At 69.8% G+C, this 20,242-nt stretch carries 16 protein-coding genes; 6 read left to right on the top strand and 10 right to left on the bottom strand.

Features of this window, described 5'->3' with window-relative positions; all coding sequences use genetic code 11:
• Positions 1–158: 158 nt before the first annotated feature.
• Together VN779_RS10015 and VN779_RS10010 are read left to right on the top strand one after the other, a co-directional pair.
• Positions 159–2,279 carry a DUF2510 domain-containing protein gene (locus tag VN779_RS10015; RefSeq protein WP_325722185.1) on the top strand — a complete coding sequence of 707 codons (2,121 nt, stop codon included), beginning with the start codon at positions 159–161 and terminating at the stop codon, positions 2,277–2,279.
• A 129-nt stretch (positions 2,280–2,408) separates the two neighbouring features.
• Entirely contained in the window at positions 2,409–3,860 is a 1,452-nt protein-coding gene (locus VN779_RS10010; protein WP_325722184.1) for an aldehyde dehydrogenase family protein, read from the top strand.
• A gap of 23 nt (positions 3,861–3,883) precedes the next feature.
• Here VN779_RS10010 and VN779_RS10005 read toward each other — a convergent pair whose 3' ends face one another.
• Entirely contained in the window at positions 3,884–4,234 is a 351-nt protein-coding gene (locus VN779_RS10005) for a DUF4190 domain-containing protein (protein ID WP_325722183.1), read from the bottom strand.
• 210 nt (positions 4,235–4,444) lie between these two features.
• On the opposite strand from VN779_RS10005, the gene dxr reads away from it, so the two are divergent.
• From dxr to ispG, 3 genes are all read left to right on the top strand, one after another.
• Entirely contained in the window at positions 4,445–5,707 is a 1,263-nt protein-coding gene (dxr, locus tag VN779_RS10000) for a 1-deoxy-D-xylulose-5-phosphate reductoisomerase (RefSeq protein ID WP_414639629.1), read from the top strand.
• A 164-nt stretch (positions 5,708–5,871) separates the two neighbouring features.
• On the top strand, positions 5,872–7,080 hold the full coding sequence (locus tag VN779_RS09995; protein ID WP_325722181.1) for a M50 family metallopeptidase: 1,209 nt from the start codon (positions 5,872–5,874) through the stop codon (positions 7,078–7,080).
• Positions 7,081–7,250: 170 nt separating this feature from the next.
• Positions 7,251–8,405 (top strand): flavodoxin-dependent (E)-4-hydroxy-3-methylbut-2-enyl-diphosphate synthase, encoded by a 1,155-nt coding sequence (gene ispG, locus VN779_RS09990; protein ID WP_325722180.1) that lies wholly within the window; start codon positions 7,251–7,253, stop codon positions 8,403–8,405.
• A gap of 13 nt (positions 8,406–8,418) precedes the next feature.
• Here ispG and VN779_RS09985 read toward each other — a convergent pair whose 3' ends face one another.
• The 6 genes from VN779_RS09985 to VN779_RS09960 form a co-directional block, all read right to left on the bottom strand.
• Entirely contained in the window at positions 8,419–9,240 is an 822-nt protein-coding gene (locus tag VN779_RS09985; RefSeq protein ID WP_325722179.1) for an IclR family transcriptional regulator, read from the bottom strand.
• Positions 9,241–9,346: 106 nt separating this feature from the next.
• Positions 9,347–10,990: an ABC transporter ATP-binding protein gene (locus VN779_RS09980; RefSeq protein ID WP_325722178.1), complete on the bottom strand. Its 1,644-nt coding sequence runs from the start codon at positions 10,988–10,990 to the stop codon at positions 9,347–9,349.
• Positions 10,987–11,841, bottom strand: coding sequence for an ABC transporter permease (locus tag VN779_RS09975; RefSeq protein ID WP_325722177.1), 855 nt, complete (start codon positions 11,839–11,841; stop codon positions 10,987–10,989). The genes VN779_RS09980 and VN779_RS09975 overlap by 4 nt, the downstream gene beginning before the upstream one ends.
• Positions 11,838–12,815: an ABC transporter permease gene (locus tag VN779_RS09970; RefSeq protein WP_325722176.1), complete on the bottom strand. Its 978-nt coding sequence runs from the start codon at positions 12,813–12,815 to the stop codon at positions 11,838–11,840. Before VN779_RS09970 ends, VN779_RS09975 begins: the two co-directional genes overlap by 4 nt.
• Before the next feature lie 3 nt (positions 12,816–12,818).
• A complete protein-coding gene (locus tag VN779_RS09965) occupies positions 12,819–13,592 on the bottom strand; it encodes an IclR family transcriptional regulator (RefSeq protein WP_325722175.1) in 774 nt (257 codons plus the stop codon).
• A gap of 46 nt (positions 13,593–13,638) precedes the next feature.
• Positions 13,639–15,273: an ABC transporter substrate-binding protein gene (locus tag VN779_RS09960; protein WP_325722174.1), complete on the bottom strand. Its 1,635-nt coding sequence runs from the start codon at positions 15,271–15,273 to the stop codon at positions 13,639–13,641.
• Positions 15,274–15,694: 421 nt separating this feature from the next.
• Between VN779_RS09960 and VN779_RS09955 the strand changes: the two genes are divergently transcribed.
• On the top strand, positions 15,695–16,864 hold the full coding sequence (locus VN779_RS09955) for an NtaA/DmoA family FMN-dependent monooxygenase (protein ID WP_325722173.1): 1,170 nt from the start codon (positions 15,695–15,697) through the stop codon (positions 16,862–16,864).
• Between the two features lie 69 nt (positions 16,865–16,933).
• On the opposite strand, the gene VN779_RS09950 is transcribed toward VN779_RS09955, so the two are convergent.
• From VN779_RS09950 to VN779_RS09940, 3 genes are all read right to left on the bottom strand, one after another.
• On the bottom strand, positions 16,934–18,175 hold the full coding sequence (locus tag VN779_RS09950; RefSeq protein ID WP_325722172.1) for a cytochrome P450: 1,242 nt from the start codon (positions 18,173–18,175) through the stop codon (positions 16,934–16,936).
• Positions 18,176–18,183: 8 nt separating this feature from the next.
• A complete protein-coding gene (locus VN779_RS09945; RefSeq protein WP_325722171.1) occupies positions 18,184–19,635 on the bottom strand; it encodes an MFS transporter in 1,452 nt (483 codons plus the stop codon).
• Positions 19,636–19,686: 51 nt separating this feature from the next.
• The coding region (locus VN779_RS09940) for a cytochrome P450 (protein WP_325722170.1) at positions 19,687–20,242 on the bottom strand (556 nt) is incomplete at its 5' end.

The raw sequence follows: 20,242 nt of genomic DNA, 5'->3' as shown, positions 1-20,242 counted from the left end.
GTAGCGCTGTCACAGTGTCGGTATTGGCTGCGGATTGCGGCGCGACGCTGCGTGGCCGCAGTGTCGTCTCGGCGGGATCGGCGCAGGTCGCTACCATCGTGCGGACGGCTCGTCAGCTCGGGTTCCGCAGGGGGCCGGACGCAGAGGGAGAGAGCGCAGTGGCGGTGCATGACGGTCCGGTCGTCCCGGCCCAGGGTTCTGGCCAGGAGCAGCGTTCCGGCCAGGAACAGCACCAAGGGCAGGAACAGGGCGCCGCCGGCACCGGCGGTGGCCACGGCCACGGCATGCGCGAGGGCTGGTATCCCTGCCCGAGCGGCGCGGCGCAGGTGCGCTACTGGGACGGCACTTCGTGGACTGACCAGACCCGGCCCGATCTGCTCGGCTGGGTGCACGGCCCGCGCGTCCTCGACCTGCCCGGTGTCTTCGCCTTCGGCCGCGATCCCGATGCCGACGCCTCGGGGCGTCCGGGGCCGCTCGATCCGACGCTGTGGCGGCGGGTACGCAACGCCCTGATCGCGCTCCCGATCCTCTACCTCGCGCTGATACTGCCCGCCGGATACTTGCTGACCTCGATCGGCCTGTCGACCACCGTCGCGCAGATCGTCTACCTCGCAGTGCTCGTCTTCATCTGCGGTAGCTACGGCAAATGGCCGATCGCGATCCGCCACATGTGGGCCAGATACCGGCCCGAGCCGAAGGCCGCGCCCGCAGCGCCCGCCGCTCGCCCGGACTTGTGGAAAGACCTGCGGCAGGCCGGCTTCGACTCGGCCGCGCGGCGCCTGGACGATGAACTGGCCGGCGGCGAGCTGACGGATGTGGACTACGTGCGTGTGGCCCGCGTCGTGCAGCAGTCGGCGCGCGCCGCGCAGTCAGGGCAGGGCCGGGAGCGGCTGCGGCCGGTCGCCGAGCAGATCGAGGAGCTCGGCGGCGCGGCGTTCGTGCACGAATCCCGGCAGCGCGATCTGCCGGTCCCGCGGTTGGTGCAGCATGACCTGATAACGGGTCAGGCGCGGCTCGGCGTCGCGGCTCCGACCCCGCGTAATCCGGTAACGCACCAGAACCAGTGGTTCGCGCTCGACACCGAGGTGCTGCGTACATCCATGCTCGTGGTCGGGCCGCCCGGTTCCGGCAAGACACGGTCCTTTGCCCGCCCGATCATCGAGCTGCTCGGCCTGCAGACCCTCGTCGGCCTGGCCTCGGTGGTGGTGATCGACCCGACCGGCTCGGCGTTCGGGCCGGCGGTGCTGCCCGGTTTCTTCGATATCGACATCGACCCGAACCGTCGACCTGACGCGGCCGTGTCTGGACCCGGCGACGACCGGACCAACTGGGGCTTCGACCTGTTCGGTGGCGCGTCGAGCCCTGATGAGGCGGCCGACCGGCTGGCCGGCGCAGTGCTGCCCCCGGAGACCGCGCACCGCGATCCGGCCGCTGACTCGGCCGCGCGTAACGCGCTGTACTCGGTCATTTCAGGCTTCTACGAGCGGGAATCGCGTTACCCGACACTGCGCGAGCTGATCGACGCGGTGCTGCGCGATAGCCCGGTCCCGCTGCTCAACGAGCGGCTGCGGCTGCTCGACCGCCCGGCATTGATCGACCTCTTCGACGGTCGGGCGCGCCGCTTCTCCATGCGCGAGATCAACCGGCCGGTGCGCGTGCGCATCGCCCTGCCCGAGGGCAGTTCTCCGCAGGCCGCGCGCATTCTCGCGCGGTTGGCGATCGCGCAGTTCGTGCAGGTCGTCGCGGCGCCGGACGCCGATCGCTCCGTGTTCAAGGGCCTGATCGTCGATGAGGCCGGCCGCTTCGTGGACGAATACGTCGTGCAAGGGCTGCAACGCGCGCGTGCGGCGAACGCCGGGATAGTGCTGTTGACCCAATCGATGGGTCAGTTCCCTGAGCACCTGCGCTCCGCGGTGTTCACCGGGACCGGCTGCAAGGCGGTCTTCGCGGGAGTCGAGCCGCAGGACGCGCGGTACTTCGCCGAGTACTGGGGCACGCAGTGGTCTGCTGAGACCACGGTGACGACTGGCTCTGCCACGACCACCGGCTCCGGCCATGTATCCACGCCCGGAGGAAAGAAGGAGAAGTCAGTCATCCAGTCGATCACCGGGAACACCGCGGTGGAGTATTCGCGCTCGGTGGCGACCAGGGCCATCGAGCGGCCGGTCTGGTCCGCCTCGGAGATCATCAACGACGTGCCGACCGGTCACGCGCTGATCTCGCTGGCTACGCCGGACGGCATCCGCACGCCCCCGGTTCTGGTGAACCTGCGCGGGTAGAGCGGTAGACCTGTCACGTTGCCGGGTCCGCAGCCGAAATCGGCGGCAAAGTGTAGGGCGACGCGCGCTGACCGGCGGACCTAGGGTGAAGCGGAAGAGCGCCGCCAAGAGCTTCGGATGGAGCCGACGATGACTGTTGCGACCGACCCGCGTCCGTTCTGGCTGGCCGGGGCGCCGGCGACCGGCGAGGCGACACTCGAGGTGACGAGGCCTTACGACGGCACGACGCTGGCGACCGTCTCGGTGCCGTCGCGGGCGCAGATCGAGCAGGCAGTCGCCGCAGCCGAATCGGCGGCCAAGCAGACCGCCGCGCTGCCCGCACACGCCCGCGCCGCCGCCCTCGACCATGTCTCCCGGCGGCTTGCCGAGCGGGCCGATGAGATCGCGCAACTGATCACCGCGGAGAACGGCAAGCCGCTCAAGTGGTCAAAGGGTGAGGTCGGCCGGGCGGTGTCTGTATTCCGCCTCGCCGCGGAAGAGGCCCGCCGCTTCTCCGGTGACCTCCAGCGGCTCGACACCGACCCCGCGGCGAGTGGCCGGCTCGCGGTGGTGCGCCGCTTCCCCAAGGGCCCGGTGCTCGGCATCGCGCCGTTCAACTTCCCGCTCAACCTGGTCGCGCACAAGGTGGCCCCGGCGATCGCGGTCGGCACGCCGATCATCCTCAAGCCCGCCCCGGCTACCCCGCTGACCGCGCTGTTGCTCGGCGAGCTGCTGGCCGAGACCGACCTGCCGGCCGGGTCCTGGTCGATCCTGCCGGTGCCGAACGATCAGATGGCGGACCTGACCGCCGATCCGCGGCTGCCGATCATCTCCTTCACCGGCTCCGGTCCGGTCGGCGCGATGATCCAGAAAGCGGTGCCGCACAAGCACGTCACGCTGGAGCTCGGCGGTAACGCGGCGGCCGTGGTGCTCGGCGACTACACGAGCGAGAAGGACCTGGACTGGGCGGCTTCGCGGATCGCCACCTACTCGAACTACCAGGCCGGGCAGTCCTGCATCTCAGTGCAGCGAGTCATCGTGGACCGAGCCGTCCACGACCGGCTGCTGCCGAAGCTGCTCGACGCGGTGGCCGCGCAGAAGACCGGTGACCCGAACGACCCGGCGACCGACGTCGGCCCGATGATCAGTGAGCAAGCAGCGATCCGGGTCGAGCAGTGGGTCGAGGAGGCCGTGGCGGCTGGGGCGAAGGTACTCATCGGCGGCACCCGCGAGGGCTCGGCCTACGCGCCGACGGTCATGGTCGACGCCCCGTCAGACGCCAAGGTCGTCTGCGAGGAGGTTTTCGGCCCGGTGCTGGTCGTGCAGCAGGTGGACGACACCGAGGCGGCGTTCGCGGCGGTCAACGATTCCGCTTTCGGACTCCAGGCCGGTGTGTTCACGCACGACGTCCAGGCCGCGTTCCGGGCGCACAGCGAGCTGGAAGTCGGCGGCGTGATCATCGGTGACGCGCCCAGTTACCGCGCCGATCAGATGCCTTACGGCGGCGCGAAGGGCTCAGGCGTCGGACGCGAGGGCGTGAAGTACGCGATGGAGGACTACACGTACGAGCGCGTGATGGTGCTCACCGGACTCGACCTCTGACGGTAATCAGTGCGGCTTGGCAATCAGGCCGAGGTGCCGTTCGGGTCCTGACTCGGGCCTGAACCGGTGCCGCCATCGTTGATGCCGAAGTGCCCGCTGGCGAACAGCAGAGCTGCGAGCAGAATCCAGGCCACAGACAAGATGATCCCGGCGATGGCCATGCCCCGTCCGGCCTGACGCGTCTTCGAGGTCTGTACCAGTGCGCCGATGCCGAGGCCTAGCCCGATGAGTGGCGTCACGCAGAAGAAGCCGCAGATGCCGAGGATCAGCGACGCGATCGCCATGCCGCTGGTGCCCGGCGGTGGCCCGTACGCGCCCACGCCGTAGCCATAGGGGCCCGGACCGTACTGGCCGTAGTTCGGTGGGTATGGCATCCCCGGATATTGCGGGTACTGACCACCACCGGCAGCTTGAGCGCCCCCGTATTGCGGGCTGCCGTATTGCACGTTCCCGTACTGCGTTCCCGGCGGCGGGGGAAAGGCGCCCGGCGGGGTAGGCGGTTGCTGCGGCGGATCCGGTTGCGGATCCCAAGGCGACGGAGCCTGTTCAGACACGGCGCGACCTTACCAAGCCGGTGCGGAACAATGGCGCCCATGAGTGAAGCGAGCAGCAGCAGCCGCATCGGTAACCCCCGGCGGATCGTCATCCTCGGCTCAACCGGCTCGATCGGTACCCAAGCCATCGACGTCATCACTCGCAACCCCGACCGGTTCCGCGTCGTCGCGCTCGCCGCCGGAGGAAAGAACGCGACGCTGCTCGCCCAGCAGGCCCTCGACCTCGAAGCCGAGGTCGTCGCCGTCGCAAAGGCGACCGCCGCGCAGGACCTCCAGCTCGCCTTCTACGCCGAGGCGCAGCGCCGCGGCTACCCGACCGGCGGCTACCGGCTGCCGAAGATCGTCACGGGTCCCGACGCCGCCGCCGAACTGGCCGCGCTGGACTGCGACGTGGTGCTCAACGGCATCGACGGCGCCGCTGGACTCAAGGCCACCCTCGCCGCGCTGCGCAGCGGACGCACCCTCGCCCTGGCCAACAAGGAATCGCTGATCATCGGCGGCGACCTGGTCCGCTCGCTGGCCGCGCCCGGTCAGATCGTCGCGGTCGACTCCGAGCACTCGGCGCTGGCCCAGTGCCTGCGCGGCGGCAGCCCGGACGAGGTGCGCCGGCTCGTGGTGACCGCGAGCGGCGGTCCGTTCCGCGGCCGGACTCGCGACGAACTGGTCGACGTGAAGCCCGAGCAGGCCCTGGCGCATCCGACCTGGGCGATGGGCCCGCTGGTCACTATCAACTCCGCGACGCTGGTCAACAAGGGCCTTGAGGTCATCGAGGCGCACCTGCTCTACGACATCCCGTTCGACCGGATCGAGGTCGTGGTGCACCCGCAGTCGATCGTGCACTCCATGGTCGAGTTCGCGGACGGCTCCACGATCGCGCAGGCCTCGCCGCCGGACATGCGCATCCCGATCGCCTTGGCGATGGGCTGGCCGCACCGGGTCGCCGACGCCGCCCCGGCCTGCGACTGGACGAAGGCCGCGAGCTGGGAGTTCTTCCCGCTGGACGAGAAGGCGTTCCCTGCCGTGGGGCTGGCCAAGCAGGTCGGGCAGGCCGGCGGGACTTTCCCAGCCGTGTTCAACGGCGCGAACGAGGCGTGCGTCGGGGCGTTCCTGGCCGGCCGGCTGCCGTTCACCGGGATCGTGGACACGGTCGCGACCGTGGTCGCCGAGTACGCCGATCTGGCCGCGAGCGGGGCGCTTTCGGCCGAGGCGGCGACGCTGGAGGCCGTGCTCGAGGCGGATCGCTGGTCGCGCGCCCGCGCCGAAGAACTCACCGGCGCGGCGGCCAGCCGGTAGGCTCGGCGTAGATCCAGGCCGCGAGCCGGTCCGGAACTTTCCCGGTTCCCGCGTACGTCTGTCCGGGAGACGGCTGGTTTGGTCAGGTCCGGATCCGGGATAGAAGAATCGGGTCCGGCCGGTTTTGCGTGCAGCACCACTCGACATGAAGGCGGTTTCCCGGCGTGAACGTCCTCGGCGCGCTGCTGTTCGTGGTGGCGCTGCTCATCTCGATCGTGCTGCACGAGGCCGGGCACATGGTGTGCGCGCGCTGGTCCGGCGGCAAGGTCACCGAGTTCTTCGTCGGATTCGGCACCCGGCTGTGGTCATTCCGGCGCGGCGAGACCGAGTACGGCATCAAGGCGATCCCGGCCGGCGGCTACGTCAAGATCGTCGGGATGACGGACCTGGACGAGATCGAGCCCGGCGACGAGGACCGCGCGCTCAAGAACAAGCCGGCCAGCAAGCGCCTGCTCACCCTCTCCGCCGGGTCGCTCACCCACTTCCTGATCGCGCTGGTGCTGTTCTTCCTCAGCCCGATGCTGTTCGGTGTGCAGAAGGCGGACGCCTCGGCGAAGGTCGGCCACGTCGCGGCCTGCCTGACCTCGGACGGCACGCCGACCGACAGCTGCGCCGCCGGCGCCGACCGCTCCCCGGCGGCGAAGGCCGGGCTGGCCACCGGCGACCTGATCACCACCGTGAACGGCGCGCACATCGCGAACTTCGACGCGCTGACCACCGCGCTACACCAGCTGCCGGCCAACCAGTCCGCGACGATCACCTTCACCGATCCGCAGGGCGGCCGGCATACCGCGACCATCGTGCCGATCGGCGTGAAGTCGGTCACGTATCCGGACGGGCACACCGCGCCGGGCAGCCTGGTCGGCCTCGGTCAGGACGCTTATACGCAGCACTACAATCCGATCTCCGCCGCCGCGTACAGTGGCCGGCAGTTCGGTAGCGCGATCGTCGGGACGTTCAAGGGCCTCGGCTCCATCCCGGCCGCGATCCCGAAGCTGTTCACCTCCACCGTCGATCACACCCAGCGTTCCACGAGCTCCCCGGTCGGCGTGGTCGGCATGGCGCAGCTGAGCGGAAGCATCATCGGAGAGGCCGGCTTCTCCGGATTCTTCGCGCTCGTCGCCGTCATCAATGTGTTCATCGGCGTGTTCAACCTGCTGCCGATCCTGCCGCTGGACGGCGGGCACATCGCGATCCTGCTCTACGAGGAGGGCCGCAAGCGGGTCTACCGGCTGCTGCGCCGGCCGGTGCCGGGCCGCGTGGATCTGAACAAGCTCATGCCGGTGGCGTACGCCTTCCTCCTGCTTTTCGTCGGCCTCACCCTGCTGCTGTTGGCCGCGGACATCACCAACCCGATCCGCCTGCCGTCCTAGCCGTGTCAGCTCGGCCCACCGGATGTGCCGTTCGGCGCACAACCGGTGAAGATCGGGTGAAGGGCGAGGGACGCGGTGCAATGAGAGCAGTCGATGTGTCGTAGCGTTGCTCTTGTCGCTGATCCATTGACGCAGGAACCGCCGTCCCAAGACTGGGGAGTGCCCGAACGATGACCGCCGTTTCCCTCGGTGTTCCGTCCATTCCGGCCAAACCGCTCGCGCCGCGCCGCAAGTCCCGGCAGATCATGGTGGGGAATGTGGCGGTGGGTGGGGATGCGCCGGTCTCGGTGCAGTCGATGACCACGACGTTGACCTCGGATGTGAATGCGACGCTGCAGCAGATCGCGCAGCTGACCGCGTCCGGTTGTCAGATTGTGCGGGTGGCGTGCCCGTCGCAGGATGACGCGGATGCGTTGCCGATGATCGCGCGTAAGTCGCAGATCCCGGTGATCGCGGATATTCACTTCCAGCCCAAGTATGTGTTCGCCGCGATCGATGCGGGGTGCGCGGCGGTGCGGGTGAATCCGGGTAACATCCGCAAGTTCGATGACCAGGTGGGGGAGATCGCGCGGCGGGCGAAGGCGGCGGGGGTGCCGATCCGGATCGGGGTGAACGCCGGGTCGCTGGATCCGCGGCTGTATGAGAAGTACGGCAGGGCGACGCCGGAGGCGCTGGTGGAGTCCGCGCTGTGGGAGTGCTCGTTGTTCGAGGAGCATGATTTCCGGGATATCAAGATCTCGGTGAAGCACAACGATCCGGTGGTGATGATTCAGGCTTACCGGCTTTTGGCGGCGGCGTGTGATTATCCGCTGCATCTGGGGGTGACGGAGGCGGGTCCGGCGTTTCAGGGCACGATCAAGTCGGCGGTGGCGTTCGGGGCGCTGTTGGCGGAGGGTATCGGGGATACGATCCGGGTTTCGCTGTCGGCGCCTCCGGTGGAGGAGGTGAAGGTCGGCATGCAGATCCTGGAGTCGCTGGGTCTGCGCCAGCGGGGTTTGGAGATCGTCTCGTGTCCGTCGTGTGGGCGTGCGCAGGTGGATGTGTACACCCTGGCTGATCAGGTGTCCGCGGCGTTGGAGGGGCTTAATGTTCCGCTGCGGGTGGCGGTGATGGGGTGTGTGGTCAACGGGCCGGGTGAGGCGCGCGAGGCTGATCTGGGTGTGGCTTCGGGTAACGGCAAGGGGCAGATCTTCGTGAAGGGTGAGGTCATCAAGACCGTGCCGGAGTCGCAGATCGTGGAGACCCTGGTGGAGGAGGCCGTGCGGCTGGCCGAGGAGATGGGCGCCGACCTCGGCGACGGCTCACCGGAAGTCGCGATCGGCTGACGATGCACGCTCGTCATCTGCGGCGTGCGGCCAGGCCTGGCGAACGCGCGAGATCCCGGCCCGCGCAGTGTGCGGTGCGCCGCAGTTGGCGTGAGACGGCCGGGACATCGAGCCCGTGCACCGGACCGGTGACGGCGAACACTGCGACCACGGTGCGCGCGGGCCCCCAGATCGGCGTGGCGACACAGGTCAGGCCACGGCCCAGGCCGCCCAGGTCGACGGCGATGCCTTCGCGTCGGATGCGCTCGAGTTCCGCTTGCAGATCCGCGCTCAGTTCGTCGCCCTCGGCGCAGTCGGAGTGCGCGGCGAGCATCTTGCCCATGGCGGTGGAGTATTTCGGCAGCACGGAGCCGGACTTCAGGCGCAGGCGCGTTCCGCTGTGGCCGTGCAGGTGCTCCAGGCAGAGGGCACCGTGCATGTGCTCCACGCAAAGGTGCACGGCGTGCCCGGTGCTCTGGAACAGGTCAAGCAGATGCGGCAGCAGGAAGTCGCGCAAGGCCGAGGCATATCCGCCGGAGGCGTGCTGTACCAGGCTCATCATTCGCGGACCGAGCCGGTAGCCGGATCCGTGGCGGTCGGCCAGACGCAGGTTGGTGAGCATGCCGAGCAGGCGGTGCACGGTCGATTTCGGCAGGCCGGTGATGCGGGCGACTTCAGAGAGGCTGATCCAGTTGCCGTCGGCAGGCAGGGCGCCGAGCACGAAATACGCCTTCTCCAACAGGTTGCGTGCCGACGATCCCTGCGGTGCGCGGGGCCACGGACCTGGTGCGCTCGTTTCTTCGGCGCCTACCGCAATCGCTGCCGCCTCGGTGGTCGTTGTGCCGCTATAAGACATGTGTTCGGTCTCCTGGCTAGGCGTTCGTCCGGCCTGGCTCGCACTTCGCCGCGCACTGTCCGCCGCGTGACTGCGCGCTGGGCGCCGCCGCGATCAGGACTGACGGTCAGTCGGATAAGGCGCGAGAACCGGGAATGGCGTCGATCAGTTCCTTGGTGTAGGCGTTGGCGGGGGAGGTGAGGATCTCTTGCGTCGCTCCGGCCTCGAGGAGCCGGCCGGCCCGCAACACTCCAGTGCGATGAGCGATCTGGCGCACGACGGCCAGATCGTGCGAGATGAACAGGTAGCTGACACCGAGCTCGTCTTGCAGCGTCACGAGCAGCTCAAGGATCTGGGCCTGCACCGAGGCGTCGAGGGCTGATACCGGCTCGTCGCAGACCACGAGGTCCGGACTGAGCACGAGGGCGCGGGCGATGGCGACGCGCTGGCGCTGACCGCCGGAAAGTTCCGAAGGGCGGCGGCGCAGCAGCGCGGCCGGCAGAGCCACCTGATCCAACAGTGTCCGCACCCGCGCGGCACGGTCCTGCCGGTCGCCCAGCCGGAAGGCGCGCAGGGGCTCGGTGACTATCTGCTCCACCGATTGGCGCGGGTCAAGCGAGGTGTAAGGGTTCTGTTGCACGAACTGGATGCGGCGGCGCAGCGCTCGAAGCTCGCCGCCTCGCGCCGCGGTGATGTCCTTGCCGTCGAACAGGACCCGTCCGCGGGTCGGGTCCAGCAGTCGCCCGACGATCCGGGCGATGCTGGTCTTTCCCGAGCCCGATTCGCCGACCAGGGCGAAGGTTTCGCCTCGACTGATCCGGAAGCTGACCGCATCGACGGCGCGCAGACCCACACCCGAGCGGCGGCCCGGCGCCGGATACTCATGCACCAGGTTATCGGCGACGAGGAGGTCGTCTCCGGACTCGCCGTCGCTCCGTTCGGCCGCACTCGGGCAGGTCACCAGAGGCCGAGTGGTCAGGCTCGGCGCGGACGCCACCAGATGCCGGCTATAGGAGTGCACTGGTTCGAGCAGCACCTGACGAGACGTTCCCGACTCCACGACGGCGCCGCCGGACATGACGACCACCCGCTGCGCCCGGTCCGCCGCGACACCCAGGTCGTGCGTGATCAGCAGCAGTGCGGCGCCGGTTTCGTGAGTCAGCTTCTCCAGGTGGTCGAGGATGCGGCGCTGCACGGTGACGTCTAGGGCGCTGGTCGGCTCGTCGGCGATGATCAGGCGGGGCGCCGCGGCCAGGGCGATGGCGATCAGCACGCGTTGGCGTAGCCCGCCCGACAGCTCATGTGGGTACTGGCCGGCGCGCAGCGATGGGTCGGAAACACCCGCCTGGTCGAGCAGTTCCACGGCGCGGGCGGCCGCTGTCCTGCGGTCGATCCGTCCGTGGATCCGCAACACCTCGGCGACCTGATGGCCGACGCGCCGCACCGGATTGAGTGATGCCGACGGGTCCTGCGGGACGAAGCCGATCCCGGCGCCGCGCAGCGCACGCAGCTCTCGATCCGAGAGTGCCGTGAGGTCCGCGCCGTCGAACCGGATGCTGCCCGTCTCGCGGTATCCGCCGTTGGGAAGCAGGCCGATCAGGGCGTGAGCCAGGGTCGACTTGCCCGAACCGGACTCGCCGACCACCGCCACGGTCTCCCCGGCGGCGACGTGCAGGTCGACGCCGCGCACCGCGCGCCGGGCACCTCTCGGGGTGCGATAGCAGACGGAGAGACCCTGAACCTCCAGCAGGGGCTGGTCAAGAAGCGTCACCGCGGCAGCCTGCCGTCCTCGCCGTGCAGGGCGCGGGCGATCCGGTTGGCGGCCAGCACCGTGGCGACGATGGTCAGTCCCGGCAGGGTGCTGAGCCACCACGCCTCCGCGAAGTACGAGCGCCCCGAGGCGACCAGCGAGCCCCACTCGGGCGTCGGCGGAGGCGTCCCATAACCGAGGAAACCGAGGGTGGACACGGCCAGCAGGCTGGCCCCGAAGGAGACGGCCGCGAAGCCGAGCACCGGCGCCCACGCGTTAGGCAGCACGTGGCGCATCAGCACCGTGGGACGGCGCACGCCGACGACATGCGCGGCCTCGACGTACGGCGCGACGCTCACCCGCAACACTTCCGCGCGGGTGATCCTGGCGAAACTCGCGATCCCGGTGACGCCGACCGCTACCGCCGTCTTGGTGGCGCCGAAGCCGAGCGCCGTGACCACCGCGAGGGAGACCAGCAGGGACGGGATCGCCAGCAGCACGTCGGTAGCGCGCATCAGCAGGTCGTCCACGCGGCCTCGGGCGGTGCCCGCGATCAGGCCCAGGAGGGTGCCGCAAAGCAACCCGATGGCCAGCGCGATACCGGCGGTGGAGAGCGAGAGCGCGGCGCCGTGCAGGACTCGGCAGTACAAGTCCCGCCCCAGCTCGTCGGTCCCGAACAGATGCGCGCGGCTGGGCGGCTCCAGCCGATGGATCGGATCGGCGGCCAGCGGATCCTGACGCGTGAACAGCCCGGGTGCGATCGCGGCGGTCAGGATCAGAACGAGTACGGCCGCCGAGAGCACCAGCCCTGGGGCGTACCGCTTTCGAGTGCGCGCCGCCGAGGCGATGTCGGCGGTGTCCACTGCGCTCATCGGCTACCCCCGGCCGTGGCGGCGATCCGCGGATCAAGCAGCGGCACCAGCAGGTCAAGCGCCAGGCTGACCAATGTGAACACCAGGGCGCCGAAGACTACGAGCCCTTGCACGGCCGGGATGTCCTGAGTGCTGACGGCGGTGGCGGTGGCCCGGCCGATCCCGGTCCGCGAGAAGACCGTTTCCACGGTGACGGCTCCGGCCAGCAGTTCGCCGACGAGCAGTCCGGCGACGGTCAGCGGCGCGATGGATGCGTTGCGCAGCGCCTGCCTGAACAGGATGCGGCCCGGCCCGCTGCCGGCCGCGAGCGCGGTTTGGATGTAGGGCTCGCCCAGCGCGGTGACCAGGCTGCGGGTCAATACCTGCGCGAGGATCGCCCCGGTGGGCAGGGCCAGCGTCAGCGCCGGAAGTACCAGGCCTGACAAACCGTCATCGCCGACGGCCGGGAAGAGCCGCCAGCGGAAGGAGAAGAGCTGAATCAGCATCAGGCCGACCCAGAAGCTCGGCGCTGACACTCCGAGCGCCGGCAGCGAGCGCAGGGCTCGGCCCAGCCACGGCACGGGGGCGTGCCGCAGCCAAGGCAGTGGCAAGGTACGGACTGTCGCCAGCGAGACGATCAATGCACCCACCAGCGCAAGCAACAGCGCCGCGGCGGCCAGTTGCAGAGTCTGCGGCAGAGCGTCCGCGATCAGCCGGGTCACCGACTGGCCGGTCTGCACAGAGTTGCCGAAATCACCGTGCAGCGCGGCTGTCAGCCGGGACAGGTACTGCTCGGGCACCGGCCGGTCGAACCCGTAAGCCCTGCGCAGAGCGGCGACCTGGGCCGCGCTCGGCACGCCGCCGCCCGCGCCGCCAAGCGCCATGACGGAAACCGGATCCGCCGGCAGCAAGTACAACAGGCCGAACGAGGCCGTGAAGGCCGCCCACAAGGCGAACGCTGCGTGCAGCAGCCGTCGTAGCAGATAACGCGTCATCGGCTAGGCCGCCTCCGCCGCTAGCAGGGACTGCGAAGCCGCGTTAGCGATCCGCCACAGCTGCTTGACCGCTGTGGTCGGATCGAGGCGGCGCGCGGGCGCGCTGACCGACAACGCGCCGACAAGTGTGTGACCGGGGCCCCACAGCGGCGCGGCGACGCAGCCGATGCCCGGGATGTACTCACCCCGGTCGTGCGCGAATCCGGCATCGCGTACGGTCTCCAGTTCCCGCTGCAGAGCTCGCCTGGTGATGATGGTCAGCGAGGTGTACGCGGTCAGTTCGCCTTCTCGGCCGAGCTCGCCCGAACCGCGCTCGCCGAACGCCAGCAGCACCTTGCCCAAGGCGGTGCCGTGCGCCGGCAGGACGGTGCCCGTCGCGATCGGCACCGGCGCGCTGCGGTGCCCGAACAGCCGCTCCACGCACAGCACGCCTTGATCCCTGAGCACTCCGAGATGCACCGCTTCATCGGTGAGCCGCTGCAGGTCGAGAAGGAAGGGCAGTAGCTGGTCGCGCAGCCCGTCGTGCTGCATGCACGGGGTGGACCGAACCAGGCCGCTGACATGGCGCCCGAGCCGGTATCCGGTCGCGTGGCGTTCCGCAAGGCCGAGATCGGTGAGCAGGCCCAGGAGGCGGTGGGCTGTGGTTTTGGGCAGGCTCGTGCGGCGCGCCACCTCGGATACGCCGACCAGATCGCCGTCGCCGGGCAGCACATCCAGGATGAGGACGGACTTGGCCACGGCCCCGGAGAATCGCGCGGGCGAAGTGCTGGCTTTCACGGTGTCATCTCCCCTTGGGCGGCAGGCTTGTATCAAGGTTCTGCCTTCAGGAGAGCCAGGCGCCGTAGAACAACGGATGCGCGACCGAGTCCAGGGTGACTCCGTGCACTGAGTCCGACAGCGCGACCGCGGAGTCCTGCTCGAACAGCGGGATGGCGTAGCCGTCGCCGACCAACTGCTGCTGCGCTTGGCCGACCAATGCGGCGCGCTTCGCGGGATCGGCCTGCGCGGCCTGGGCGAAGAGGGCGTTCTGCAAGGAACCTGCGGTGAGCCGCACGGTGTTGAGGCCCTCGGCCGTGTAATAGACGCGCAGAATGTCCGGATCAGTGTTCGAGGACTGGCCGACCACCAGGTCGTAGTCGCCGCTCTTGAACGCGGCCAGCGCCCCCGAGGTCGGCACCGGATGCAGCGTCAGCTGCACGCCGATCGCTTTGAACTGTTGCTGCACCAACTCCAGCGCGGACTGGGTCACCGGGTCGTCGCCGAACCAGTCGACCGTCAGCGCCAGCCGTACGCCGTTCTTGACCCGGATGCCGTCGCCCTGTTTGACCCAGCCGTCGCGGTCAAGCGACTGGGCCGCCGCCGCCGGACTCGCCGCGAGCTGCGCACCGAGGCTGGTGTAGTCGGTGGTGGTGGAGGACAGCACGCTGGTGGCGGCGTGATACCCAGAGCCGAGCGCTGCGACGATCTGAGCGCGGTCGACGGCGGAGGCGAGCGCGAGCCGTACCGTGCGGTCGCGCGTGGCGGGCCGGGATGTGTTCACGTTGATGCTCGTCGCGAGGCCGGGAATGGCGCGGGCAAGCAGGGTGATCCTGCCGCCACCGAGCGCCTGGCGGTCCTGCGACGTCAGACCACTGATGCCGGAGAACTGTCCGGACTGCAGGCCGCCGAGCCGCACTCCGTCCTCGGTGACCACCTTGAATACCAGACTGGCGAGGTAGGCCGGACCACGGTTCGCGGATCCGGTAGGTGCCCAGGCATAGCCTGTCCGCGCCTTCTCCACGACCTGCTGATCGCGGGTGAACGAACTCAGGACGAACGGCCCGGAGCCGACGACTCCTTGAGCGCAGCGCCGATCGGCGGACTCGGCCGAGGTCGAGGGGGCGACGATGCCGAGGCTGGCCGTCGAGGTCGCGTCGAGGAAGGTGGCGTTGGGCTTGCTGAAATCCACCCTGACCTTGTTCGCGGCGAGCACCGTGCTGCCCTTGTAGCCGGTCAGATACCCGGCGGCGAGGATCGCCCGCGCGCCGAGGGCGACGTCACCGTCCAGCGCCGCCTTGACCGCGGTCGCGGTCAAGGCAGTGCCGTCACTGAAGGTGACTCCGGACCGCAGGGTGAAGGTGAAACTCGTGGCGTCGGACGACGCCTGCCAGGACGTGGCGAGCCACGGTGCCAGTTTGGCAGTGCTCGGATCGCGCACGGTGAGCGAGTCGACCAGCCCACGCGCCGCGGTGAGTTCCGCGCCATCGCCTGCCTGCTGTGGGTCGATGCAGCGCACCTCGTCGCCAAGGGCAAAGGTCAGGCTGCCGCCCGAGTGCGGCGTCCCGCCGCCGGCGCCACCGGTGTGCGCCGCGGGGTCGGAGCTGCAACCCGCGAGCGCGATGAGCGCGGCGCTCGCCAGACCAAGCGTGCAGTTGCGGACCGGGTGGCGGGTAGGTGCGCTGGCTCTGGGTATGGGCACGTTTGGTCTCCTGCGTGGTGGCTGCGATGCATGGCGAGAGCACGCCGAACGAGGCGGCGTGCCGGGAGCAGCGGGCAGCGGTGCGCGCTGCGGCGAGCGTGCGTTTGTGAAAGTTCAGAGAGAGTGGCGGCGACACGGACAGCGCCCGGCTGCGACGCAGCACTGGGACCCGGTCCGGCAAAGGGCACGCGACATGGCCGTAATCTTCCCCGTAGTCGATTGTTCCGGCTAATGGAATGGTAGGCGGAGAATTGCTGAGCTGTACAGGGGGTGTTCCACTCGGCGGAACGCGGCAATACCGCGGATAAAAAAGTCACGCATTCGGGACTCTTTTCTGCCGGTCCACTTCAGTTGACTCGGTAGAACCGGCCAACTAATTTCGACTGGAATTGGTCAGAGCTCGTTTGAAAAGAGGCATCCCGTGTCGAGTGCCCGTGAACTGCACCTCAACATCAATCTGCTGTCCGGGGGAGCGCACCACGGAGCCTGGCGGCACCCGGGCGTCGATCCGCTGGCGTTCGTCCACGTCGACCGCTACGTCGAGTCCGCGCGCATCGCGGAGCGCGGCAAGTTCGACGCCGTGTTCCTCGGCGACGTGCCCGGGATCGCCGAGAACATCGTGTACCGACCTCAGTTCAACGGGCTCGAACCGACCCTCGTGCTCACCGCGATAGCCCGCGCCACCGAGCGAATCGGCCTGATCGCGACGGCCTCCACCAGCTACAACGAGCCCTACAACATCGCCCGCAGGTTCCAGGCCCTCGACCTGATCAGCCAGGGCCGGGCCGGCTGGAACGCGGTGACCACCGCGACGCCCGGGGTCTCGCGCAACTTCGTGCGCACGCTGCCGGACCGCGACGAGCGTTACGCCAGGGCCAAGGAGTTCATCGACGTCGTGCTGCGGTTATGGGACAGCTGGGAGCCGGAGGCGCTGCTGGTCGATGTGGCCGCCGGACAGTTCGTCGATCCCGACCGGCTGCGGCCGATCGCGCACGAGGGCGAGTACTTCAGTGTGCTGGGGCCGTTCTGCCTGCCGCCTTCGCCGCAAGGCCACCCGGTGATCGTGCAGGCCGGAGGCTCGCAGTACGGGCAAGAGCTGGCGGGCCGCACCGGTGAGGCGGTGTTCGCCAGCGGCACGGACATCGGCGCCGCGCGCGCCTACGCGCAGCAGCTTCGCAGCCAGGTGGCCGCGCACGGCCGCGACCCGCAGCGGCTGGTGATCCTGCCCGGCCTGGTGACCACGCTGGGCGGCACCGAGCAGGAGGCGTTTCAGCGCCGCGACGAGCTCGACCAGCTGGATCTGGAGGCCGGGGGCGCGCCCAACGGGCACCTGACCGTGGTGGGCACGCCGGAACAGGTGGCCGACGTGATCCAGCTGTGGTTCGAGTCCGGCGCCGCCGACGGGTTCAATGTCATGCCGGACGTGCTGGCCGACGGCCTGCCGGCGTTCGTCGACCACGTCGTGCCCATCCTCCAGCGACGCGGCTTGTTCCGCACCGAGTACCGGGGCGCCACGCTGCGCGAGCACTACGGTCTGCCGCTGCCGGCCCGGCTGCAGGGGGAGGAGCAGTCCGCGACCGCGCGGGTCTGACCGCTCCTGCGCCACGACCGGGCCGCCGTCACCTGAATCAAGAACGGCGGCCCGGCCGTGGCAGCCGGTTCACCACCGCACCGGCAGCGCCCGAACTCCGTAAGTGAGCATGTCGTGGCGGAACGAGAGCTGCTCGAGCGGCACCGCCAGGCGCAGGCCCGGAAGTCGCTCGAGCAGCCCGGCCAGGACGACTTCGAGTTCGAGGAGCGCGAGCGGCGCCCCGAGGCAGCGGTGGATCCCCGCGCCGAACGTCAGGTGGGCTGACGCGCCGCGGCTCAGGTCCAGTACGTCCGGGCGCTCGAAAGCCGCCTCGTCCCGGTTGCCCGAGTTCAGGGCGAGCAGCACCCCCTCACCCGCGCGCACCAGCTGCCCGCCGATGCGCACGTCGGCTGTGGCGATCCGGGACAGGCCGTGGTTGCCGACGCTGTGGTAGCGCAACAGTTCCTCCACCGCGCCTGGGATCAGCTGCGGGTTCTCGCGCAGCAGTTCGGCCTGATCCGGGTGCCGGGCCAAGCTCAGGCCGATCAGGCCGACCATGTTCGCGGTGGTGTCGTGCCCGGCGATCAGCAGCAGCCGGGCGATGGTGAGCAGTTCCTCGTGAGTCAGCTCACCGGGCCGCAGCTGATCGACTATCAGCCGCCCGAGCAGGTCGTCAGCGGGGTCGTTCTCCTTCTCGCGCAGCAGCCGGTCGAGGTAGTCGCGCAGGTCGGCGAAGGCGGCGCGCACCTCATACGGCGAGGCGTCGGCCGACATCGCGACATGTGTCCGGTCCTGGAAGAACTCCCGATCCTCGTTCGGGACGCCGAGGATCCGGCAGATGACGGTGGCGGGCATCGGCAGGGCGAGTTCCCGCACCAGGTCCACCGCGCCGTCTGGCTCCGGCGGCGCCTCGGCCAGCCGCTCGATCAGGGTGTCGGCGGCGCATTGCACTATCGGGCGCATCGCCGCGACCCGACGCGGAGCGAACTCCTTGGCCAGGATCCGCCGGATGCGCGTGTGCTCCGGCGGATCCAGCCGGACCAGCCAGCGGGTGGCGTCCCCGGCCAGCGCGGCGGCCGCGCGCGTGGCCTTGGGGAAGCCGGGGCTGCTGGTGTCGGAGCTGAACGCGGGGCTGTGCAGTACCTCACGGATCTGGGCATGACGGGTCACCAGCCAAGCGGTGCTGCCGTCCCAAAGCCGCACCCTGGTCAGTGGCTGTCCACGCCGGCGCAGCTCGGCGAGCGCGGGTGGCGGGTCAAGCGGCCACCGGCGCGGCATCGGGAAGGGCGGCGGTTCATCGGTGTCCACAGTGGCGCTGCTGATCGCGGTCAAGGCGCTCCTCAAGCGGCTGGAGGCGTCGCCGCCCGGCGGGCTCGGCCCGCGAGCGCGGCCACGGTGATCGAGAGCAGGGCGAGCACGAGGAAGCCGGCGCCGCCGAGGAAGGCCTCCGCGATCGCGTGCGCGGTCGCGGTGCGCGGCGCGGTCGCCGGTGGGCTGTGCCGCAGGGCGGTGCCATAGACGGTGACCAGGATGGCGATGCCGATCGCGCCGCCGAACTGCTGGAAGGTCTGCAGGACGCCCGAGGCCGCGCCCGAGTCCCGCGGCTCGACCCCCCTGAGGATCAGCCCGGTCAGCGGCATCAGGAACATGCCGATGCCGATGCCGATAAGGATCAGCGGCACGAGCATGCCGGTCGCATACGACGATCTGGAGTCGAGGGCACCCAGCCAGCCGAGGCCGACGGCGCACAGGCCGATCCCGACCAGGATCAGCGGGTACGCGCCGAAGCGTGGCAGCAGTCTGCGTCCGGCCCGGGCGACCGCGAACACCACCAGCGCCATCGGCAGGAAGGCGAGCCCGGCCCGCAAGGCGCTGTAGCCCAGCACGTTCTGCAGGAACTCGGGGACGAAAAGCGAGATGTTGAAGTTCGAGGCCATGGCCAGAGCCATCGCCACCAGTCCGGCGGTGCGGGTGCGGTCGGCGAGCAGGCGCAGCGGCATCATCGGCTGCTTGACCCGGGTCTGGCGCAGGACGAACAGCGCGAGCGCCACGATGCCGAACGCGATCGCACCGAAGGTCAGCGCGCTCCAGCCGCTCCCAGAGGCATGGATGAACGCCCAGGCCAGAGCGACGGCTCCGGCCGTGGCCGTGGCAGCGCTCGGCAGGTCGATCTGGCCGGGATGCCGCTCGGGCTCCGCCACATAGCGCGGGGTGAGCACCACGATCGCCAGCCCGAGCGGGACGTTGACCAGCAGAACCCAGCGCCAGGAAGCGATATCGGTGAGCACGCCGCTGACGATCATGCCGATGGCCATGCCGAGTCCCGCGATCGTCGCGTACGCGGACAACGCGCGGTTGCGCGCCGGTCCCTCGGCGAAATTGGTCATGAGCAGCGACATCGCGCCCGGCGCGGCGAACGCCGCGCCCACGCCCTGCAGCGCGCGGGCCGCCAGGAGCCAGCCCGCGGTGGTGGCCACGCCGCCGAGCAGCGAGCTGATGGTGAACAGCAGCACGCCCGCGGTGAAGGTGCGGCGGCGGCCCAGTACGTCACCGGTGCGTCCGCCGAGAAGCAGCAGGCCGCCGTAGCTGAGGATGTAGGCGTTGAGCACCCAGGACAGGCTGGTGGCCGAGAAGTGCAGGCCCGCCTGGATCTTGGGCAGCGCCACGGCCATGGCCATCGCGTCGACGACGACCATCATCTGGCAGGTCACGATGATGGCCAGGACCAGGCCTGGATGCCTGCTCGCGGCCTGCTCGCCGGCCTTGGGCTGCGCGGGGGAGGAAATCGACATGCGTGGAGACACGTCCTTGCTGATCTAGACGGATGCTGAGAGCGGTCGCACTTACTCGTGCGCGCCGACGGGTTCGGCGGGCGGTGCGGATGCGCGGATCGCGGCCCGCGCATCCCAGCTGACCGGCAGCGCGGCCAGCGCGTGGAATATGAAGCCGCCGGGCAGGTAGTCCGGCTCGAAGCCGTCGGCCAGCCGTAATCCCGGCAGCGCCGCGGCGAGCGTCTCCAGCGCGATGCGGGCCTCGAGCCGGGCCAGCGGGGCGCCGACGCAGAAGTGGGCGCCGAAGCCGAACCCGAGGTGCCGGGGTGGGCCCTGGCGGTCGAGCCGGAACTCCTCCGGGTCCTGGAACTGGGCGGGGTCGCGGCCGGCCGCCGCGAACATCACTCGCACCCGGGATCCGGCGGGCAGTTCTACATCGCCGATGCGCACCTGCTCGGTGGCCACCCGCAGCGCGCCCTGAACCGAGGAGTCGTAGCGCAGCGTCTCCTCGACTGCGGCGGCGGCCAGCTCGGGGGATTTCGCCAGTGTCTGCCAGCGCTCCGGCACGGCCAGCAGCTGGTGCACGGCGTTGGCGATCAGGTTGGTCGTCGTCTCGTGGCCGGCCGCG

It is taken from the genome of Actinocrinis sp. (assembly GCF_035605935.1).
In the GTDB taxonomy this organism is placed as follows: Bacteria; Actinomycetota; Actinomycetes; order Streptomycetales; family Catenulisporaceae; genus Actinocrinis.
This window is presented reverse-complemented; position numbering and strand designations above follow the sequence as displayed.